30 protein-coding genes are annotated in these 16880 nt (G+C 48.8%); all 30 read right to left on the reverse strand.

Annotated features, from left to right (window positions below; translation table 11 throughout):
- Positions 1 to 21: 21 nt before the first annotated feature.
- Positions 22 to 642 carry a 30S ribosomal protein S4 gene (rpsD, locus tag A7983_RS05010; RefSeq protein WP_005970249.1) on the reverse strand — a complete coding sequence of 207 codons (621 nt, stop codon included), beginning with the start codon at positions 640 to 642 and terminating at the stop codon, positions 22 to 24.
- A gap of 30 nt (positions 643 to 672) precedes the next feature.
- Positions 673 to 1062: a 30S ribosomal protein S11 gene (gene rpsK / locus A7983_RS05015; protein WP_002919257.1), complete on the reverse strand. Its 390-nt coding sequence runs from the start codon at positions 1060 to 1062 to the stop codon at positions 673 to 675.
- 16 nt (positions 1063 to 1078) lie between these two features.
- Entirely contained in the window at positions 1079 to 1435 is a 357-nt protein-coding gene (gene rpsM / locus A7983_RS05020) for a 30S ribosomal protein S13 (RefSeq protein WP_005970252.1), read from the reverse strand.
- A 146-nt stretch (positions 1436 to 1581) separates the two neighbouring features.
- Complete coding sequence (gene rpmJ / locus A7983_RS05025) at positions 1582 to 1698, reverse strand: 50S ribosomal protein L36 (RefSeq protein ID WP_002227352.1); 117 nt, start codon at positions 1696 to 1698, stop codon at positions 1582 to 1584.
- A 33-nt stretch (positions 1699 to 1731) separates the two neighbouring features.
- Complete coding sequence (gene secY, locus A7983_RS05030; RefSeq protein ID WP_005970255.1) at positions 1732 to 3063, reverse strand: preprotein translocase subunit SecY; 1332 nt, start codon at positions 3061 to 3063, stop codon at positions 1732 to 1734.
- A gap of 7 nt (positions 3064 to 3070) precedes the next feature.
- A complete protein-coding gene (gene rplO / locus A7983_RS05035; RefSeq protein WP_005970256.1) occupies positions 3071 to 3505 on the reverse strand; it encodes a 50S ribosomal protein L15 in 435 nt (144 codons plus the stop codon).
- A 3-nt stretch (positions 3506 to 3508) separates the two neighbouring features.
- Entirely contained in the window at positions 3509 to 3688 is a 180-nt protein-coding gene (rpmD, locus tag A7983_RS05040) for a 50S ribosomal protein L30 (protein WP_004846568.1), read from the reverse strand.
- A gap of 6 nt (positions 3689 to 3694) precedes the next feature.
- Complete coding sequence (rpsE, locus tag A7983_RS05045; RefSeq protein ID WP_005970257.1) at positions 3695 to 4195, reverse strand: 30S ribosomal protein S5; 501 nt, start codon at positions 4193 to 4195, stop codon at positions 3695 to 3697.
- A gap of 14 nt (positions 4196 to 4209) precedes the next feature.
- The gene (gene rplR / locus A7983_RS05050) at positions 4210 to 4563 is read right to left on the reverse strand and encodes a 50S ribosomal protein L18 (RefSeq protein ID WP_005970258.1); all 354 of its coding nucleotides are present in this window, start codon (positions 4561 to 4563) and stop codon (positions 4210 to 4212) included.
- Positions 4564 to 4572: 9 nt separating this feature from the next.
- Positions 4573 to 5106, reverse strand: a complete 534-nt coding sequence (rplF, locus tag A7983_RS05055) for a 50S ribosomal protein L6 (RefSeq protein WP_005970259.1) — start codon at positions 5104 to 5106, stop codon at positions 4573 to 4575.
- 12 nt (positions 5107 to 5118) lie between these two features.
- Positions 5119 to 5511: a 30S ribosomal protein S8 gene (gene rpsH / locus A7983_RS05060; RefSeq protein WP_005970261.1), complete on the reverse strand. Its 393-nt coding sequence runs from the start codon at positions 5509 to 5511 to the stop codon at positions 5119 to 5121.
- A gap of 33 nt (positions 5512 to 5544) precedes the next feature.
- Positions 5545 to 5850: a 30S ribosomal protein S14 gene (gene rpsN / locus A7983_RS05065; protein ID WP_005970263.1), complete on the reverse strand. Its 306-nt coding sequence runs from the start codon at positions 5848 to 5850 to the stop codon at positions 5545 to 5547.
- Between the two features lie 13 nt (positions 5851 to 5863).
- Positions 5864 to 6403: a 50S ribosomal protein L5 gene (rplE, locus tag A7983_RS05070; protein ID WP_005970265.1), complete on the reverse strand. Its 540-nt coding sequence runs from the start codon at positions 6401 to 6403 to the stop codon at positions 5864 to 5866.
- 14 nt (positions 6404 to 6417) lie between these two features.
- Positions 6418 to 6732, reverse strand: coding sequence for a 50S ribosomal protein L24 (rplX, locus tag A7983_RS05075; protein WP_005970267.1), 315 nt, complete (start codon positions 6730 to 6732; stop codon positions 6418 to 6420).
- Positions 6733 to 6742: 10 nt separating this feature from the next.
- Entirely contained in the window at positions 6743 to 7114 is a 372-nt protein-coding gene (rplN, locus tag A7983_RS05080) for a 50S ribosomal protein L14 (protein ID WP_000613954.1), read from the reverse strand.
- A 163-nt stretch (positions 7115 to 7277) separates the two neighbouring features.
- The gene (rpsQ, locus tag A7983_RS05085; protein ID WP_005970270.1) at positions 7278 to 7532 is read right to left on the reverse strand and encodes a 30S ribosomal protein S17; all 255 of its coding nucleotides are present in this window, start codon (positions 7530 to 7532) and stop codon (positions 7278 to 7280) included.
- Positions 7532 to 7723, reverse strand: coding sequence for a 50S ribosomal protein L29 (gene rpmC / locus A7983_RS05090; protein ID WP_005970272.1), 192 nt, complete (start codon positions 7721 to 7723; stop codon positions 7532 to 7534). The genes rpsQ and rpmC overlap by 1 nt, the downstream gene beginning before the upstream one ends.
- Complete coding sequence (gene rplP / locus A7983_RS05095) at positions 7723 to 8133, reverse strand: 50S ribosomal protein L16 (protein ID WP_005970273.1); 411 nt, start codon at positions 8131 to 8133, stop codon at positions 7723 to 7725. Before rplP ends, rpmC begins: the two co-directional genes overlap by 1 nt.
- Positions 8134 to 8145: 12 nt before the next feature.
- The gene (gene rpsC / locus A7983_RS05100) at positions 8146 to 8847 is read right to left on the reverse strand and encodes a 30S ribosomal protein S3 (protein ID WP_005970274.1); all 702 of its coding nucleotides are present in this window, start codon (positions 8845 to 8847) and stop codon (positions 8146 to 8148) included.
- Positions 8848 to 8864: 17 nt separating this feature from the next.
- Complete coding sequence (rplV, locus tag A7983_RS05105; RefSeq protein WP_005970275.1) at positions 8865 to 9197, reverse strand: 50S ribosomal protein L22; 333 nt, start codon at positions 9195 to 9197, stop codon at positions 8865 to 8867.
- Positions 9198 to 9211: 14 nt separating this feature from the next.
- Entirely contained in the window at positions 9212 to 9490 is a 279-nt protein-coding gene (gene rpsS / locus A7983_RS05110; RefSeq protein WP_004929772.1) for a 30S ribosomal protein S19, read from the reverse strand.
- 16 nt (positions 9491 to 9506) lie between these two features.
- Positions 9507 to 10328 (reverse strand): 50S ribosomal protein L2, encoded by an 822-nt coding sequence (rplB, locus tag A7983_RS05115; RefSeq protein ID WP_005970276.1) that lies wholly within the window; start codon positions 10326 to 10328, stop codon positions 9507 to 9509.
- Positions 10329 to 10345: 17 nt separating this feature from the next.
- Positions 10346 to 10648, reverse strand: a complete 303-nt coding sequence (gene rplW, locus A7983_RS05120) for a 50S ribosomal protein L23 (protein WP_005970277.1) — start codon at positions 10646 to 10648, stop codon at positions 10346 to 10348.
- Complete coding sequence (gene rplD / locus A7983_RS05125; RefSeq protein WP_005970278.1) at positions 10645 to 11250, reverse strand: 50S ribosomal protein L4; 606 nt, start codon at positions 11248 to 11250, stop codon at positions 10645 to 10647. The genes rplW and rplD overlap by 4 nt, the downstream gene beginning before the upstream one ends.
- A gap of 10 nt (positions 11251 to 11260) precedes the next feature.
- Positions 11261 to 11890 (reverse strand): 50S ribosomal protein L3, encoded by a 630-nt coding sequence (gene rplC / locus A7983_RS05130; RefSeq protein WP_005970279.1) that lies wholly within the window; start codon positions 11888 to 11890, stop codon positions 11261 to 11263.
- Positions 11891 to 11922: 32 nt separating this feature from the next.
- On the reverse strand, positions 11923 to 12234 hold the full coding sequence (rpsJ, locus tag A7983_RS05135) for a 30S ribosomal protein S10 (RefSeq protein WP_001181005.1): 312 nt from the start codon (positions 12232 to 12234) through the stop codon (positions 11923 to 11925).
- 307 nt (positions 12235 to 12541) lie between these two features.
- Positions 12542 to 13015, reverse strand: a complete 474-nt coding sequence (gene bfr, locus A7983_RS05140) for a bacterioferritin (RefSeq protein WP_005970280.1) — start codon at positions 13013 to 13015, stop codon at positions 12542 to 12544.
- A gap of 72 nt (positions 13016 to 13087) precedes the next feature.
- A complete protein-coding gene (gene bfd / locus A7983_RS05145; RefSeq protein ID WP_005970281.1) occupies positions 13088 to 13282 on the reverse strand; it encodes a bacterioferritin-associated ferredoxin in 195 nt (64 codons plus the stop codon).
- 204 nt (positions 13283 to 13486) lie between these two features.
- A complete protein-coding gene (gene tuf / locus A7983_RS05150; protein ID WP_005969581.1) occupies positions 13487 to 14671 on the reverse strand; it encodes an elongation factor Tu in 1185 nt (394 codons plus the stop codon).
- A 69-nt stretch (positions 14672 to 14740) separates the two neighbouring features.
- A complete protein-coding gene (gene fusA, locus A7983_RS05155; protein ID WP_005969576.1) occupies positions 14741 to 16855 on the reverse strand; it encodes an elongation factor G in 2115 nt (704 codons plus the stop codon).
- Positions 16856 to 16880: the final 25 nt, after the last annotated feature.

The following is a 16880-nucleotide window of genomic DNA, read 5'->3' on the forward strand; positions in this document are numbered from 1 at the left end:
TCCTCTCTTTGGTACTAAGCTTTACTTGGAGTAAAGCTCGACGATCAGGTGTTCATTAATGTCCGCAGACAGATCGGTACGTTCAGGAATACGTTTGAACACACCTTCCATCTTGGCAGCATCAACTTCCAGCCAAGTTGGCTTTTCACGCTGTTCAGCCAGCTCCAGAGCGGCTTTCACGCGAGATTGCTTTTTCGCTTTCTCACGGATGCTGACTACGTCATTCGGGGATACCTGATAAGAAGCGATGCTAACAACGCGACCGTTTACCATGATAGCTTTATGGCTTACCATCTGACGTGATTCAGCGCGAGTAGCACCAAAACCCATACGATAAACAACGTTATCCAGACGACCTTCCAGCAGTTGCAGCAGGTTTGCACCTGTGTTGCCTTTCAGACGTGCAGCTTCTTTATAATAGTTACGGAACTGGCGCTCCAGAACACCGTAGATACGGCGAACTTTTTGCTTTTCACGCAACTGTACACCATAGTCAGACAGACGCGGTTTACGCGCACCGTGCTGGCCAGGAGCTTGTTCAATTTTACACTTGGAATCGATCGCACGAACACCAGACTTCAGGAACAGGTCGGTGCCTTCACGACGGCTCAGCTTGAGCTTAGGACCCAAATATCTTGCCATTTTCTTTCTCCAACAATCCTAAAAGCGGCGTTATACGCGGCGCTTTTTCGGCGGACGACAACCGTTATGAGGGATCGGAGTCACATCAGTAATATTAGTGATGCGGAAACCAGCCGCGTTCAATGCGCGGATAGTAGACTCACGGCCCGGACCAGGTCCTTTAACCATAACTTCCAGGTTCTTAATACCGTATTCTTTCACGGCCTCTGCGCAACGTTCTGCAGCTACTTGAGCAGCGAACGGCGTAGATTTACGAGAACCACGGAAGCCGGAACCACCGGCAGTTGCCCAACCCAGCGCATTACCCTGACGATCAGTAATGGTTACGATGGTGTTGTTGAAAGAAGCATGGATATGAGCCACACCGTCAGAGACTTGCTTTCTTACACGCTTACGTGCACGAATAGGTGCCTTTGCCATTATTCAATCACCCCGATTATTTCTTGATCGGTTTGCGCGGACCCTTACGGGTACGGGCGTTAGTCTTGGTACGCTGACCGCGAACCGGCAGACCACGACGATGACGCAAACCACGATAAGTACCAAGGTCCATAAGACGCTTGATGCTCAGGGTAACTTCACGACGCAGATCACCTTCTACAACAAACTTGGCAACTTCGTCACGCAGCTTATCGATTTGCTCTTCAGACAGCTCACTGATCTTAACATTCTCGGCAATCCCTGTTGCAGCACAAATAGCCTGCGACCGAGTTTTACCGATACCGAAAATTGATGTTAATGCAATAACGGTATGTTTATGATCAGGAATGTTAATGCCTGCTATACGGGCCACTATGCACTCCTACAATTTTATACAGCAACACCATTCTGAAAAGCCCGTTTTCAGGATACTCAAATAATGTTGCAGCTACATACAAAAGATTGGCTGGCTAATCTAGCCAGCTCAACCCAACTTTGCAAGAAAAATATGCGAGATAATCAGCCTTGACGCTGTTTATGCTTCGGTTCGGCACTGCAGATCACACGAACGACACCGTTACGCTTAACAATCTTACAGTTACGACATAATTTCTTGACGGAAGCACGAACTTTCATTTTTACTCTCCGTAACTTCTCAAGCTCACCTAATTAACGGTTATAGCCTTTCAGGTTTGCTTTCTTCAATGCAGACTCGTATTGACTCGACATCATCAGAGTTTGCACTTGAGCCATAAAGTCCATGATGACGACAACAACGATCAATAAAGATGTACCCCCAAAATAGAAAGGCACTTTCATTGCGTCACGCATAAACTCCGGGATCAGGCAGATAAAAGTAATATACATCGCACCAATCAGAGTCAGGCGAGTCATCACTTTATCGATATATTTCGCCGTTTGCTCTCCCGGACGAATTCCTGGCACGAATGCACCGGACTTCTTCAGGTTATCTGCTGTTTCACGCGGGTTGAAAACCAACGCAGTGTAGAAGAAACAGAAGAAGATGATTGCAGACGCATAGAGTAACACATAAAGCGGTTGTCCGGGCTGCAAATACAGCGAAATAGTTGTCAGCCAGTTCCAACCGGTACCGCCCCCAAACCAGGATGCAATCGTGGCAGGGAACAGAATAATACTGGAAGCGAAGATAGCTGGAATAACACCGGCCATATTCACTTTCAGTGGTAAATGCGTACTCTGTGCTGCATAAACACGACGACCTTGTTGACGTTTTGCATAATTAACGACGATACGACGTTGACCACGCTCAATGAAAACAACGAAGAAGGTTACTGCAAACACTAAAACTGCAACCAACAGCAACAGGAGGAAGTGCAGGTCGCCTTGCCGAGCTTGCTCGATGGTATGGCCAATGGCCGGCGGGAGACCCGCAACAATACCAGCAAAGATTATGATCGAGATACCGTTACCGATACCGCGCTCCGTAATCTGTTCTCCCAGCCACATCAGGAACATTGTTCCTGTAACCAGGCTTACAACAGCGGTAAAGTAGAAAGCAAAACCTGGGTTTATGACCAAATCTTGCATTCCAGGCATATTCGGCAAACCGGTAGCAATACCGATAGATTGGAATATAGCCAATACCAAGGTGCCGTAACGGGTATACTGGCTAATCTTACGACGGCCAGCTTCCCCTTCTTTCTTTATTTCAGCCAAGGCGGGATGAACCACCGTCAGCAACTGGATAATAATCGATGCCGAAATGTACGGCATAATACCCAGTGCAAAGATAGAAGCACGGCTGAGAGCACCACCAGAGAACATGTTAAACATTTCAATGATGGTGCCTCGCTGCTGTTCAAGCAATTTGGCAAGCACAGTGGCATCAATACCAGGAATCGGAATAAAAGAGCCAATACGGAAAACAATTAGCGCACCGATAACAAACAAAAGTCTGCGCTTCAGTTCACCAACTCCGCCTTTAGCACTCTGAAAATCTAATCCTGGTTGCTTAGCCATCTGCTACTTATTCCTCAATTTTACCGCCAGCAGCTTCGATAGCAGCACGAGCACCTTTAGTGACACGCAGACCACGAATCGTTACCGGACGAGCAACTTCACCAGACAGAATCACTTTCGCGAATTCAATCTGAATGCCAATAACATTAGCGGCTTTCAGCGTATTCAGGTCAACTACGTCGCCTTCTACTTTAGCAAGATCAGACAGACGAACTTCTGACGTGATCATTGCTTTACGAGAAGTAAAACCGAATTTCGGCAGACGACGGTATAAAGGCATCTGACCACCTTCAAAACCACGGCGCACGCCACCACCAGAACGAGAGTTCTGACCTTTGTGACCACGACCGCTAGTTTTGCCCAGGCCAGAACCGATACCACGACCTAAACGCTTCGGTGCATGTTTAGCACCTTCGGCCGGAGACAGAGTATTTAAACGCATCTGTTACTCCTCCACTTTAACCATGTAGGAAACCGCGTTGACCATACCACGAACCGCAGGAGTATCCTCGCGTTCAACAGTATGACCAATACGACGCAGACCCAGGCCAAGCAGTGTTGCCTTATGTTTCGGCAGACGACCGATTGCACTACGGGTTTGAGTGATTTTAATAGTCTTTGCCACGGTCAATTACCCCAGAATTTCTTCAACGGATTTACCACGCTTGGCAGCGACCATTTCCGGGGACTTCATGTTGGCTAAGCCATCAATCGTTGCACGAACCACGTTAATCGGGTTAGTGGAACCATAGGCTTTAGCCAATACGTTGTGAACCCCTGCAACTTCCAAAACGGCGCGCATTGCACCACCGGCAATAATACCGGTACCTTCGGAAGCTGGCTGCATGAACACACGAGACCCCGTGTGAGCACCTTTAACCGGGTGCTGCAGGGTGCCGTTGTTCAGCGCGACATTCATCATATTGCGACGGGCTTTTTCCATCGCTTTCTGGATCGCTGCTGGAACTTCGCGAGCTTTACCGTAACCAAAACCAACGCGGCCGTTGCCATCACCCACTACAGTCAGTGCGGTGAAGCTGAAAATACGACCACCTTTAACGGTTTTAGATACGCGATTTACCGCGATCAGCTTTTCCTGCAGTTCGCCAGCTTGTTTCTCGATGTGAGCCATCTTACACCTCTACCTTAGAACTGAAGGCCAGCTTCACGGGCAGCATCTGCCAGTGCTTGGACTCGACCATGATATTGGAAACCGGAACGGTCGAAAGAGACATTCTTGATGCCTTTTTCTAACGCGCGTTCTGCAATAGCTTTACCTATTGCGGTTGCTGCGTCTTTGTTGCCAGTCGACTTCAGTTGTTCAGCGATAGCTTTTTCTACAGTAGAAGCGGCTACCAGGACTTCAGAACCGTTCGGTGCAATGACCTGCGCATAAATATGGCGTGGAGTACGATGTACCACCAGACGCGTCGCACCCAGTTCCTGGAGCTTGCGGCGTGCGCGGGTCGCACGACGGATACGAGCTGCTTTCTTATCCATAGTGTTACCTTACTTCTTCTTAGCCTCTTTGGTACGCACGACTTCGTCGGCGTAACGGACACCCTTGCCTTTATAAGGCTCAGGACGACGGTAGGCGCGTAATTCCGCAGCAACCTGACCAATAACCTGCTTATCAGCACCTTTCAGTACGATTTCAGTTTGGCTTGGGCATTCTGCAGTAATACCTGCCGGCAGTGCATGCTCTACTGGGTGAGAAAACCCAAGAGACAGGTTAACCACATTGCCTTTAACAGCAGCACGGTAACCAACACCAACCAGTTGCAGCTTCTTAGTGAAGCCTTCGGTAACACCGATAACCATTGCGTTCAACAGAGCGCGAGTGGTACCCGCTTGGGCCCATCCGTCAACGAAACCTTCGCGCGGGGCGAAAGTCAGAGCGTTGTCAGCTTGTTTCACTTCAACGGCATCATGGATCTTACGACTCAGCTCGCCGTTTTTACCCTTAATCGAAACATCCTGACCGTTGAGTTTTACCTCTACGCCGGCAGGAATGACGACGGGTGCTTTTGCAACACGAGACATTTTTCCTCCCGATTAAGCTACGTAGCAGATAATCTCGCCACCAAGACCAGCCTGGCGAGCTGCACGATCAGTCATAACACCTTTAGAGGTAGAAACAACTGCGATACCCAAACCGGCCATAACTTTTGGCAGCTCATCTTTTCTTTTATAGATGCGCAGACCTGGACGGCTTACTCGCTGAATGCTTTCTACCACTGCCTTGCCCTGGAAATATTTAAGTTCTAATTCCAGAACTGGCTTGGTGTCGCCTTCGATTTTGAAATCTTCAATGTAACCTTCTTCCTTCAGCACGTTGGCAATTGCCACTTTCAGCTTGGAGGAAGGCATGGTGACCGCAACTTTGTTCGCGGCTTGACCGTTACGGATACGGGTCAGCATATCCGCGATCGGATCTTGCATGCTCATCTGTCTTTACTCCCGTGATTCAATTGGTGACAATTACCAGCTAGCCTTTTTCAGACCCGGAATTTCACCGCGCATAGCGGCTTCACGGACCTTGATACGGCTCAACCCGAACTTCCGCAGGAAAGCGTGCGGACGACCAGTTTGGCGGCAGCGATTACGCTGACGAGACGGGCTGGAATCACGCGGCAGAGTCTGCAGCTTAAGAACAGCATCCCAACGATCTTCGTCGGATGAGTTCGCACCAGAGATGATAGCTTTCAATTCCTCGCGTTTAGCGCGGTATTTTTCAGCCAGTTTCACACGAACAACTTCGCGTGCTTTCATGGATTGCTTAGCCATTAGTAACCCTACCTTACTTGCGGAATGGGAAGTTAAAGGCGGCCAACAGCGCACGACCTTCATCATCGGATTTCGCAGTAGTGGTAATGGTAATGTCCAAACCACGAACGCGATCGACTTTATCGTAGTCGATTTCCGGGAAGATGATCTGCTCACGCACACCCATGCTGTAGTTACCACGGCCATCAAATGACTTAGCGGACAAGCCACGGAAGTCACGGATACGCGGTACAGCAATGGAAATCAGTCGCTCAAGGAACTCCCACATGCGTTCACCACGCAGAGTTACTTTACAGCCGATCGGATAGCCCTGACGGATTTTGAAGCCTGCAACAGATTTGCGTGCTTTGGTGATCAACGGTTTTTGACCGGAGATTGCTGCCAGATCAGCTGCTGCATTATCCAGCAGTTTCTTGTCAGCGATCGCTTCACCAACACCCATATTCAGGGTGATCTTCTCGACCCGAGGGACTTGCATGACAGAATTGTAGTTAAACTCAGTCATGAGTTTTTTAACTACTTCGTCTTTGTAGTAATCATGCAGTTTCGCCATCGTACTACTCCAAATTACTTGATAGTTTCGCTATTAGATTTAAAGAAACGGACTTTTTTTCCGTCTTCGAATCTAAAGCCTACACGGTCAGCCTTACCAGTTGCCGCATTGAAGATTGCAAGGTTAGAAACTTGAATTGCAGCTTCTTTTTCAACGATGCCACCTGGTTGGTTCAGAGCCGGAACCGGCTTCTGATGTTTTTTAACCAGGTTAATACCTTCAACAATGACCTTACTAGCAGACAGGACATTTTTTACTTTACCGCGCTTACCTTTATCTTTGCCGGTTAGCACAATAACTTCGTCATCACGACGGATTTTCGCTGCCATGATTCGCTCCTTAAAGTACTTCTGGTGCCAGAGAGATAATTTTCATGAACTTCTCATTACGCAGTTCACGAGTTACCGGCCCAAAAATACGCGTACCGATAGGCTGTTCGCTGTTATTGTTTAAAATAACGCAAGCATTTCCATCGAAGCGAATGACAGAACCGTCCGGGCGACGAACACCCTTCTTGGTGCGCACCACTACCGCCTTCAGAACATCGCCTTTTTTCACCTTACCGCGAGGAATTGCTTCCTTGATGGTAATTTTGATGATATCGCCGACGCCTGCGTAGCGACGGTGCGAGCCACCTAGAACCTTGATACACATTACGCGACGTGCACCGGAATTATCGGCCACGTTCAGCATAGTCTGTTCTTGGATCATTTTAGTGCTCCGCTAATGTCAACTACTACTTTAGGACCCTTTCGGGCCATTAAATACCCCATAATTGAGGGCGCAGCATTATAACACCGCTTCCTTGGTATGGGTAGAAAAAATAAACGGCCCTTTGCAGAGCCGTTTATCGTAAGAGAAGAGCGCTACTTTATTACAGAATCGCTTTCTCTACAACGCGAACAAGTGTCCAAGACTTAGTTTTGGACAATGGACGGCATTCGTGGATTTCAACCACGTCACCGATACCACATTCATTGTTCTCGTCATGTACGTGCAGCTTAGTCGTACGTTTAATGAATTTACCGTAAAGCGGGTGTTTCACGAAACGTTCGATAGCAACAACAATGGATTTCTCCATTTTGTCGCTTACAACACGACCTTGCAAAGTACGGATTTTATCGGTCATTACGCACCCGCCTTCTCAGTCAGTAAAGTCTTAACACGTGCAATATTGTGACGCACTTGTTTTACCAGGTGAGTCTGTTGCAACTGACCACTGGCAGCCTGCATACGCAGGTTAAATTGCTCGCGCAGCAGGCCGAGCAGCTCAGTGTTCAGCTCTTCAACGCTCTTTTCACGCAGCTCATTTGCTTTCATTACATCACCGTCTTAGTTACAAAGGTGGTTTTGATAGGCAGTTTCGCTGCTGCCAGTTGGAATGCCTCGCGGGCTAACTCTTCCGGCACACCGTCCATTTCGTACAGGACTTTACCTGGCTGAATCAAGGCAACCCAATATTCCACGTTACCTTTACCTTTACCCATACGAACTTCAAGCGGTTTCTCGGTGATCGGTTTGTCCGGGAATACACGGATCCAGATCTTACCTTGACGCTTAACAGCACGAGTCATGGCACGACGTGCAGCTTCGATTTGACGAGCAGTCAGGCGACCGCGGCCAACAGCTTTCAGACCGAAAGTGCCGAAGCTAACATCCGTACCCTGCGCCAGACCACGGTTGCGGCCCTTGTGCACCTTACGGAATTTTGTACGCTTTGGTTGTAACATCAGCGACTCTCCTTACTTGCGGCCTTTACGCTGCTGCTTTTTAGGTTGAGCAGCCGGTTTTTCCGGTTGTTCAACGGCAGCCATACCACCCAGGATCTCACCTTTGAAGATCCACACTTTCACACCGATAACACCATAAGTGGTGTGCGCTTCGGAAGTGTTGTAGTCGATATCCGCACGCAATGTATGCAACGGAACACGACCTTCACGGTACCATTCGGTACGCGCGATTTCAGCGCCGCCAAGACGGCCACTTACTTCAACTTTAATACCTTTAGCGCCCAGACGCATGGCGTTCTGTACCGCACGCTTCATAGCACGACGGAACATCACACGACGCTCCAGCTGAGAAGTGATGCTGTCAGCAACCAGTTTTGCGTCCAGTTCAGGTTTACGAACTTCTGCGATATTAATCTGTGCAGGTACGCCAGCGATATCCGCTACGACTTTGCGCAGTTTTTCAACATCTTCACCTTTTTTACCGATCACGATGCCTGGACGAGCAGTGTGAATAGTCACACGGATGCTTTTTGCAGGACGTTCGATAACGATACGAGAAACGGAAGCTTTCTCCAGTTCCTTCGTCAGGTATTTACGAACTTTAAAATCGCTGTCCAGGTTGTCAGCGAATTCTTTGGTATTCGCATACCAGGTAGAGTTCCAAGGTTTGACAATACCCAGGCGAATACCATTAGGATGTACTTTCTGACCCATTGCTAGTCTCCAGAGTCTCAGCGATCGGACACAACCACAGTAATGTGGCTGGTACGCTTCAGGATGCGATCCGCACGGCCTTTAGCACGCGGCATAATGCGCTTCATGCTTGGGCCTTCGTCAACGAAAATTTTCGCGACTTTCAGATCATCAATGTCAGCGCCATCGTTGTGTTCTGCGTTAGCAATAGCAGACTCCAGCACTTTTTTAACCAGACCAGCAGCTTTCTTGTTGGTGTAGGTCAGAACTTCCAGAGCTTGCGACACTTTCTTACCGCGAATCAGGTCTGCCACCAGGCGAACCTTTTGAGCAGAAGAACGAGCGTGGCAATGTTTAGCGATAGTTTCCATCTCTTCCTCCTACCTTAGCGCTTCTTGGCCTTTTTGTCGGCCGCATGGCCGCGATAAGTACGAGTCGGCGCGAATTCACCCAGCTTGTGACCGACCATTTCATCGGAAACAAACACCGGAACGTGCTGACGACCATTATGGACAGCGATGGTCAAACCGATCATATTTGGAAAGATCGTTGAACGACGGGACCAAGTGCGCAAAGGCTTCTTGTCTCCGCTTTCCACCGCTTTCTCTACCTTCTTCAGCAAGTGCAGGTCAATAAATGGACCTTTCTTGAGAGAACGTGGCATGGTTTATCCTCTAAGATTATTTAGTACGGCGACGTACGATAAATTTATCAGTACGCTTGTTGCTGCGGGTCTTTTTACCTTTGGTCTGAAGGCCCCACGGACTTACCGGGTGCTTACCAAAGTTACGACCTTCACCACCACCGTGTGGGTGGTCGACTGGGTTCATTGCCGTACCGCGAACGGTAGGACGAACACCACGCCAGCGTGCAGCACCAGCTTTACCCAGAACGCGTAGCATATGCTCAGCGTTGCCAACTTCGCCCAGCGTAGCGCGGCAGTCGGATTCGACTTTACGCATTTCGCCAGAACGCAGGCGTAGGGTAACGTAAGAACCATCACGAGCAACGATCTGAACGTAAGTACCAGCAGAACGAGCCAACTGGCCGCCTTTACCTGGTTTCATTTCTACGTTGTGAACCGTTGAACCGACTGGGATGTTACGCATCGGCAGGGTATTACCCGCTTTAATCGCAGCATCAACGCCAGATTGAATCTGGTCGCCGGCTTTCAGGCCTTTTGGTGCCAAAATGTAACGACGCTCGCCGTCTTTATACAGAACCAGCGCGATATTCGCGGAACGGTTCGGATCATACTCCAGACGCTCAACAACCGCAGGAATACCATCTTTGTTGCGTTTAAAGTCAACAATACGATAAGCCTGTTTGTGACCACCACCAATGTGACGGGTAGTGATGCGGCCATTGTTGTTACGGCCACCGGATTTGCTGTTCTTTTCCAGCAACGGGGCATAAGGTTTGCCCTTGTGCAGCTCAGGGTTAACCACTTTAACAACGTGGCGACGACCCGGAGATGTCGGTTTACATTTAACAACTGCCATTGTCTTTCTCCTCCGACTTACTCAGCGCCGCCGATGAAGTCCAGATTCTGGCCTTCTTTCAGGGTGACGTAAGCTTTTTTCCAGTCGCTGCGACGACCAATACGCTGTCCGTGACGCTTAACTTTACCCTTAACTACCAGGGTGTTTACGTCTTTAACTTCTACTTCGAACAGTTTCTCTACAGCAGCAACGATCTCTGCTTTAGTCGCGTCTTTAGCAACTTTGAGAACGATGGTGTTAGTTTTTTCCATCGCGGTAGATGCTTTTTCAGATACGTGCGGCGCGCGCAGTACTTTCAGCAGACGTTCTTCACGGATCATGCCAGCATCTCCTCAACTTGCTTAACTGCATCAGCAGTCATAACGACTTTGTCGAAGGCGATCAGGCTAACTGGGTCGATTGCTGCTGCATCACGCACATCAACCTTGTACAGGTTACGCGCAGCCAGGAACAGATTCTCATCCAGTTCACCGGTGATGATCAACACGTCTTCCAGTGCCATTTCTTTCAGTTTCTGAGCCAGCAACTTAGTTTTCGGTGCTTCTACAGAAAACGTCTCGACAACGATCAGACGATCTTGACGTACCAGTTCGGACAGAATGCTTTTCAGCGCGCCGCGGTACATCTTTTTGTTAACTTTCTGACTGTGATCCTGAGGCTTAGCAGCGAAGGTCACACCACCGGAACGCCAGATTGGGCTCTTAGCAGAACCTGAACGCGCACGGCCAGTACCTTTCTGACGCCAAGGTTTTTTACCGGAACCAGTTACTTCAGCACGGGTCTTCTGGGCGCGAGTACCTTGACGGGCACCTGCTGCATAAGCAACAACAACCTGATGTACCAGCGCTTCGTTGAAATCACGACCGAAGGTAGTTTCGGAAACAGTCAGCGCGCTTTGCGCGTCTTTCAATACTAATTCCATTGCTATCTCCTCACGCCTTCACAGCTGGTTTAACGATCAGGTCGCTACCGGTAGCTCCCGGAACAGCACCTTTAACCAGCAGCAGGTTGCGCTCAGCGTCAACACGCACTACGTCCAGGCTCTGAACGGTTACACGTTCGTTACCCAGCTGGCCTGCCATTTTCTTGCCTTTGAACACTTTGCCCGGAGTCTGGTTCTGACCGATAGAACCCGGAACGCGGTGGGACAAGGAGTTACCGTGGGTAGCATCCTGAGTACGGAAATTCCAGCGCTTAACTGTGCCAGCAAAACCTTTACCTTTAGATGTACCAGTAACGTCTACTTTTTTAACGTCAGCGAAAATTTCAACACTGATGCTCTGACCAATAGTGAACTCTTCGCCTTCAGACAGACGGAATTCACGCAGGGTACGGCCAGCTTCTACACCAGCTTTAGCAAAGTGACCTGCTTCTGGCTTGGTAACACGGTTTGCTTTTTTAGCACCAGTAGTTACTTGCACAGCGCGGTAACCGTCGTTAACCAGGTCTTTAACCTGAGTTACGCGGTTTGCTTCAATTTCGATAACGGTTACGGGGATAGATACGCCATCTTCAGTGAAGATACGGGTCATACCCACTTTTTTACCGACTAAACCAATCATTGTTTCAACCTCTCAATCGCTCAATGACCTGATTAACCCAGGCTGATCTGCACGTCTACACCAGCAGCCAGATCCAGACGCATCAGAGCATCAACGGTTTTCTCGGTTGGCTCAACGATGTCAACCAGACGCTTGTGAGTGCGAATCTCGTACTGATCGCGCGCATCTTTATTGACGTGCGGAGAAATCAGAACGGTAAAGCGCTCTTTGCGGGTCGGCAGCGGGATCGGACCACGTACTTGCGCACCAGTGCGCTTAGCAGTCTCGACGATTTCCGCAGTTGATTGATCAATCAGACGATGATCAAACGCTTTCAGGCGGATACGGATTCTTTGGTTCTGCATGAGACCAGAGCTCCAATTATTTATAAACGTAAATGATTACTCCTCACACCCATTTCGATTGATGGGGGAGTGTAATCGTCAGCACATAACCCCATATCGGGAGTATTGTTTTGGGCGCAATAAATTAATATTGACCCTCTGATTCGGATTGAATCAGGCTTACCTTGTTTCAGTAAGCTCGCGCATTATACGCAAATTGGCTGGGGAAGCAACAAGCAGGATAAAATGATTTTAAACGCGGCCGGAACGATGTGAGCTAGTCCGGCCGGATTCGGCATAAAGCACATAACATCGTATATCTACTCTGTTACTCAGCTTTTAGCTGAGCTTGAAGATAGTTTTGTATACCAAGACGTGAAATTAAATCTAATTCAGTTTCCAGCCAGTCGATGTGCCCTTCTTCATCGGCAAGAATTTCTATCATTAAATCCCTGCTGACATAGTCATGTACAGAGTCAGCATAGGAAATTGCCTCACGCAAATTCTTTGCGCCATCCAATTCAAGTTGAAGGTCTGAACGTAAGATCTCTTCAACATCCTCGCCAATATTTAACTTACCCAAATCCTGCAGATTCGGGATGCCTTCAAGAAACAGGATTCGTTCGATGTAGCGATCAGCATGCTTCATTTCGTCAATAGACTCATGATATTCGTGATCGTTGAGACGGGTTAAGCCCCAGTTTTTAAACATACGGGCATGAAGAAAATATTGGTTAATGGCTACCAGCTCGTTGCCCAATAACTTATTCAGGTGTGTAATGACTTTTTTATCGCCTTTCATGACATGCTCCTCCGCTCCAGTTCTTAAAGTGTAGAACTGGCCAGCCGAGAGTCAAAAAAACGACCCTACATTTTATGCTACTTCATACATGTCAGGAATTTTAGCTTGTTCTTCCTCAAAAATAACACGCGCCTGACGAATACATTTACCGCAATCTGTCCCGATAGGAACGAGCTTGCGTAATTGTTGCATAGACTGAGGCTGGTGCTGACGAACAGCATTACGAATGACTTTGTCAGAAATCGCGTTGCATAAACAAACATACATACCAGAATGACTCATCGTTATCGCGAGTGTCTTTCACGCTACCTTTCAGGACACTACAAACGGCATTTGAAACCGCTCCTAGCGATTTTTTAACCAACTTCAATATTGTAAATAAGAATTATTTTTATTTCAATTTCGATTTAATCATTTAGGCGTAAAAAAAGGCACCGAGGTGCCTTTTTCATGCATTTAGTTTATCAGCGATTAAGCGATAACTTTAGCAACAACGCCCGCGCCTACAGTACGGCCGCCTTCACGGATTGCGAAACGCAAACCGTCATCCATCGCGATTGGGTGGATCAGGGTAACAACCATTTTGATGTTGTCGCCCGGCATTACCATCTCTACGCCTTCTGGCAGTTCGATGGTACCCGTTACGTCAGTGGTACGGAAGTAGAACTGAGGACGGTAGCCTTTGAAGAACGGAGTATGACGGCCGCCTTCATCTTTGCTCAGGATATACACTTCTGATTCGAACTGGGTGTGCGGCTTGATTGAACCCGGCTTAGCCAGTACTTGGCCACGCTCGATTTCTTCACGCTTGATACCACGCAGCAGAACACCAACGTTCTCGCCTGCACGACCTTCGTCCAGCAGTTTGCGGAACATTTCTACGCCAGTACAGGTCGATTTCGCAGTATCTTTGATACCAACGATTTCAACTTCTTCACCGACTTTAACGATACCGCGCTCTACACGACCAGTAACAACAGTACCACGGCCGGAGATAGAGAATACGTCTTCGATTGGCAGCAGGAACGGCTTGTCAATTGCACGCTCTGGTTCTGGGATATAAGAATCCAGGTAGCCAGCCAGTTCGACGATTTTCGCTTCCCACTCGGCTTCGCCTTCCAGCGCTTTCAGAGCAGAGCCACGAATTACCGGCGTGTCGTCGCCAGGGAAATCGTACTGAGACAGCAGCTCACGCACTTCCATCTCAACCAGTTCCAGCAGCTCTTCGTCATCAACCATGTCACATTTGTTCAGGAACACGATGATGAAAGGAACGCCAACCTGACGACCCAGCAGGATGTGCTCACGAGTCTGAGGCATCGGGCCGTCAGTTGCAGCAACAACCAGGATCGCGCCATCCATCTGGGCAGCACCGGTGATCATGTTTTTCACATAGTCGGCGTGTCCTGGGCAGTCAACGTGCGCATAGTGGCGAGACGGGGTATCGTATTCAACGTGAGACGTGTTGATGGTGATACCACGTGCTTTTTCTTCTGGTGCGTTATCGATCTGGTCGAATGCACGTGCGTTACCACCGTAGGTTTTAGCCAGAACGGTAGTGATTGCAGCAGTCAGAGTCGTTTTACCATGGTCAACGTGGCCGATAGTACCGACGTTAACGTGGGGTTTTGTACGTTCAAATTTTTCTTTAGACACGGCGATATTCCTTACTCAAATGCTCTCCCCCTATGGAGAGAGCACGGGATTTTGTTTTAACCCTGAGGCTTATTTACCACGGGCTTCAATTACGGCCTGAGCAACGTTGTTAGGCGCATCATCGTACTTCAGGAACTCCATGGAGTAAGAAGCACGGCCTTTAGTCAGAGAACGCAGTTGAGTTGCGTATCCGAACATTTCAGACAGCGGAACTTCAGCGTGAATCACAACGCCAGTAACGTTAGATTCTTGACCACGCAGCATACCACGACGACGGCTAAGGTCACCGATGACGTCACCCGTGTTCTCTTCAGGCGTTTCAACTTCAACCTTCATGATCGGCTCAAGCAGAACTGGTTTCGCTTTCTTAAAGCCATCTTTAAAGGCGATAGAAGCGGCCAGTTTAAACGCCAATTCAGAGGAGTCAACGTCATGGAAAGAACCGAAGTGCAGACGCACACCGAGATCAACCACTGGGTAACCAGCCAGAGGGCCCGCTTTCAGTTGTTCCTGGATGCCTTTATCAACGGCAGGGATGTATTCGCCAGGAATTACACCGCCTTTAATGTCGTTGACGAACTCGTAACCTTTCGGATTTGAGCCCGGCTCCAGCGGGTACATGTCGATAACAACATGACCATACTGACCACGACCACCAGACTGCTTGGCGTGTTTACCTTCGATATCGGTAACTTTCGAGCGAATTGCTTCACGATAAGCAACCTGTGGTTTACCCACGTTTGCTTCAACGTTGAACTCACGCTTCATACGGTCAACGATGATATCGAGGTGCAACTCACCCATACCAGCGATGATAGTCTGGTTAGATTCTTCGTCAGTCCATACACGGAAAGACGGGTCTTCTTTAGCCAGACGGCCCAATGCCAGACCCATTTTTTCTTGGTCAGCTTTGGTTTTCGGTTCTACCGCGATGGAAATTACCGGTTCTGGGAATTCCATACGTTCCAAAATGATGACGTTGTCTGGATCACACAAGGTGTCACCCGTCGTTACATCTTTCAGACCGATAGCCGCAGCGATATCGCCTGCGCGAACTTCTTTGATCTCTTCACGCTTGTTAGCGTGCATCTGAACGATACGACCAAAACGCTCACGTGCTGATTTAACTGGGTTCAGTACGGTATCACCGGAGTTAACCACGCCGGAGTACACGCGGAAGAACGTCAGGTTACCCACAAACGGGTCGGTAGCGATTTTGAATGCCAACGCAGCAAACGGCTCGTCATCACTTGCGTGACGCTCAGCCGGTGTGTCTTTACCGTCATCCAAAAGACCGTTGATCGCAGGTACGTCAACTGGGGATGGCAGGTAGTCAACTACCGCATCCAGCATCGCCTGAACACCTTTGTTCTTAAACGCAGAACCACAGGTTACCAGGATGATTTCGTTGTTCAGAACACGCTGACGCAGAGCTTTTTTGATCTCTTCTTCAGTCAGTTCTTCACCACCCAGGTATTTCTCCATCAGCTCTTCAGAAGCTTCTGCTGCGGACTCGATCAGGTTCTGGTGCCATTCTTCAGCCAGATCTTGCATATCAGCCGGGATATCTTCGTATTCGAAGGTCACGCCCTGATCGGCATCATTCCAGTTGATGGCTTTCATTTTCACCAGGTCAACAACACCGGTGAAACCTTCTTCAGCACCAATCGCCAACTGCAGCGGAACAGGGTTCGCGCCCAGACGAGATTTGATCTGACCAACAACTTTCAGGAAATTCGCACCCATGCGGTCCATTTTGTTAACGAACGCAATGCGTGGAACTTTATATTTGTTTGCCTGACGCCATACGGTTTCAGACTGCGGCTGAACACCACCAACTGCGCAGTAAACCATTACCGCACCATCAAGCACACGCATAGAACGTTCTACTTCGATAGTGAAGTCAACGTGTCCTGGGGTGTCGATGATGTTTACGCGATGCGGTTCATACTGCTTAGCCATACCAGACCAGAATGCAGTAGTCGCTGCGGAAGTGATAGTAATACCACGTTCCTGCTCCTGCTCCATCCAGTCCATGGTAGCTGCGCCGTCATGAACTTCACCGATTTTATGGTTTACACCAGTGTAGAACAGAATACGTTCGGTAGTAGTGGTTTTACCGGCGTCGATGTGCGCACTGATACCGATGTTACGATAGCGTGCGATGGGTGTTGTACGAGCCATTTGTATCCTCTATTTACTAGGGCGT

Source organism: Pectobacterium wasabiae CFBP 3304 (genome assembly GCF_001742185.1).
GTDB lineage: Bacteria > Pseudomonadota > Gammaproteobacteria > Enterobacterales > Enterobacteriaceae > Pectobacterium > Pectobacterium wasabiae.

What these genes read in the sequence shown, in the direction of transcription:
- rplE (WP_005970265.1), bottom strand. Translation starts at nt 6,403, where the DNA reads ATGGCGAAACTGCATGATTACTACAAAGACGAAGTAGTTAAAAAACTC.
- rpsC (WP_005970274.1), bottom strand. Translation starts at nt 8,847, where the DNA reads ATGGGTCAGAAAGTACATCCTAATGGTATTCGCCTGGGTATTGTCAAA.
- rplW (WP_005970277.1), bottom strand. Translation starts at nt 10,648, where the DNA reads ATGATCCGTGAAGAACGTCTGCTGAAAGTACTGCGCGCGCCGCACGTA.
- rplV (WP_005970275.1), bottom strand. Translation starts at nt 9,197, where the DNA reads ATGGAAACTATCGCTAAACATTGCCACGCTCGTTCTTCTGCTCAAAAG.
- rpsN (WP_005970263.1), bottom strand. Translation starts at nt 5,850, where the DNA reads ATGGCTAAGCAATCCATGAAAGCACGCGAAGTTGTTCGTGTGAAACTG.
- rpmJ (WP_002227352.1), bottom strand. Translation starts at nt 1,698, where the DNA reads ATGAAAGTTCGTGCTTCCGTCAAGAAATTATGTCGTAACTGTAAGATT.
- rpsK (WP_002919257.1), bottom strand. Translation starts at nt 1,062, where the DNA reads ATGGCAAAGGCACCTATTCGTGCACGTAAGCGTGTAAGAAAGCAAGTC.
- secY (WP_005970255.1), bottom strand. Translation starts at nt 3,063, where the DNA reads ATGGCTAAGCAACCAGGATTAGATTTTCAGAGTGCTAAAGGCGGAGTT.
- rpsE (WP_005970257.1), bottom strand. Translation starts at nt 4,195, where the DNA reads ATGGCTCACATCGAGAAACAAGCTGGCGAACTGCAGGAAAAGCTGATC.
- rplX (WP_005970267.1), bottom strand. Translation starts at nt 6,732, where the DNA reads ATGGCAGCGAAAATCCGTCGTGATGACGAAGTTATTGTGCTAACCGGC.
- rplD (WP_005970278.1), bottom strand. Translation starts at nt 11,250, where the DNA reads ATGGAATTAGTATTGAAAGACGCGCAAAGCGCGCTGACTGTTTCCGAA.
- rpsH (WP_005970261.1), bottom strand. Translation starts at nt 5,511, where the DNA reads ATGAGCATGCAAGATCCGATCGCGGATATGCTGACCCGTATCCGTAAC.
- rpmC (WP_005970272.1), bottom strand. Translation starts at nt 7,723, where the DNA reads ATGAAAGCAAATGAGCTGCGTGAAAAGAGCGTTGAAGAGCTGAACACT.
- rpsJ (WP_001181005.1), bottom strand. Translation starts at nt 12,234, where the DNA reads ATGCAGAACCAAAGAATCCGTATCCGCCTGAAAGCGTTTGATCATCGT.
- bfr (WP_005970280.1), bottom strand. Translation starts at nt 13,015, where the DNA reads ATGAAAGGCGATAAAAAAGTCATTACACACCTGAATAAGTTATTGGGC.
- rpsQ (WP_005970270.1), bottom strand. Translation starts at nt 7,532, where the DNA reads ATGACCGATAAAATCCGTACTTTGCAAGGTCGTGTTGTAAGCGACAAA.
- rpsS (WP_004929772.1), bottom strand. Translation starts at nt 9,490, where the DNA reads ATGCCACGTTCTCTCAAGAAAGGTCCATTTATTGACCTGCACTTGCTG.
- bfd (WP_005970281.1), bottom strand. Translation starts at nt 13,282, where the DNA reads ATGTATGTTTGTTTATGCAACGCGATTTCTGACAAAGTCATTCGTAAT.
- rplC (WP_005970279.1), bottom strand. Translation starts at nt 11,890, where the DNA reads ATGATTGGTTTAGTCGGTAAAAAAGTGGGTATGACCCGTATCTTCACT.
- rplO (WP_005970256.1), bottom strand. Translation starts at nt 3,505, where the DNA reads ATGCGTTTAAATACTCTGTCTCCGGCCGAAGGTGCTAAACATGCACCG.
- rplN (WP_000613954.1), bottom strand. Translation starts at nt 7,114, where the DNA reads ATGATCCAAGAACAGACTATGCTGAACGTGGCCGATAATTCCGGTGCA.
- rpsD (WP_005970249.1), bottom strand. Translation starts at nt 642, where the DNA reads ATGGCAAGATATTTGGGTCCTAAGCTCAAGCTGAGCCGTCGTGAAGGC.
- rplP (WP_005970273.1), bottom strand. Translation starts at nt 8,133, where the DNA reads ATGTTACAACCAAAGCGTACAAAATTCCGTAAGGTGCACAAGGGCCGC.
- rplF (WP_005970259.1), bottom strand. Translation starts at nt 5,106, where the DNA reads ATGTCTCGTGTTGCAAAAGCACCCGTCGTCATTCCTGCCGGCGTAGAG.
- fusA (WP_005969576.1), bottom strand. Translation starts at nt 16,855, where the DNA reads ATGGCTCGTACAACACCCATCGCACGCTATCGTAACATCGGTATCAGT.
- rplR (WP_005970258.1), bottom strand. Translation starts at nt 4,563, where the DNA reads ATGGATAAGAAAGCAGCTCGTATCCGTCGTGCGACCCGCGCACGCCGC.
- rplB (WP_005970276.1), bottom strand. Translation starts at nt 10,328, where the DNA reads ATGGCAGTTGTTAAATGTAAACCGACATCTCCGGGTCGTCGCCACGTT.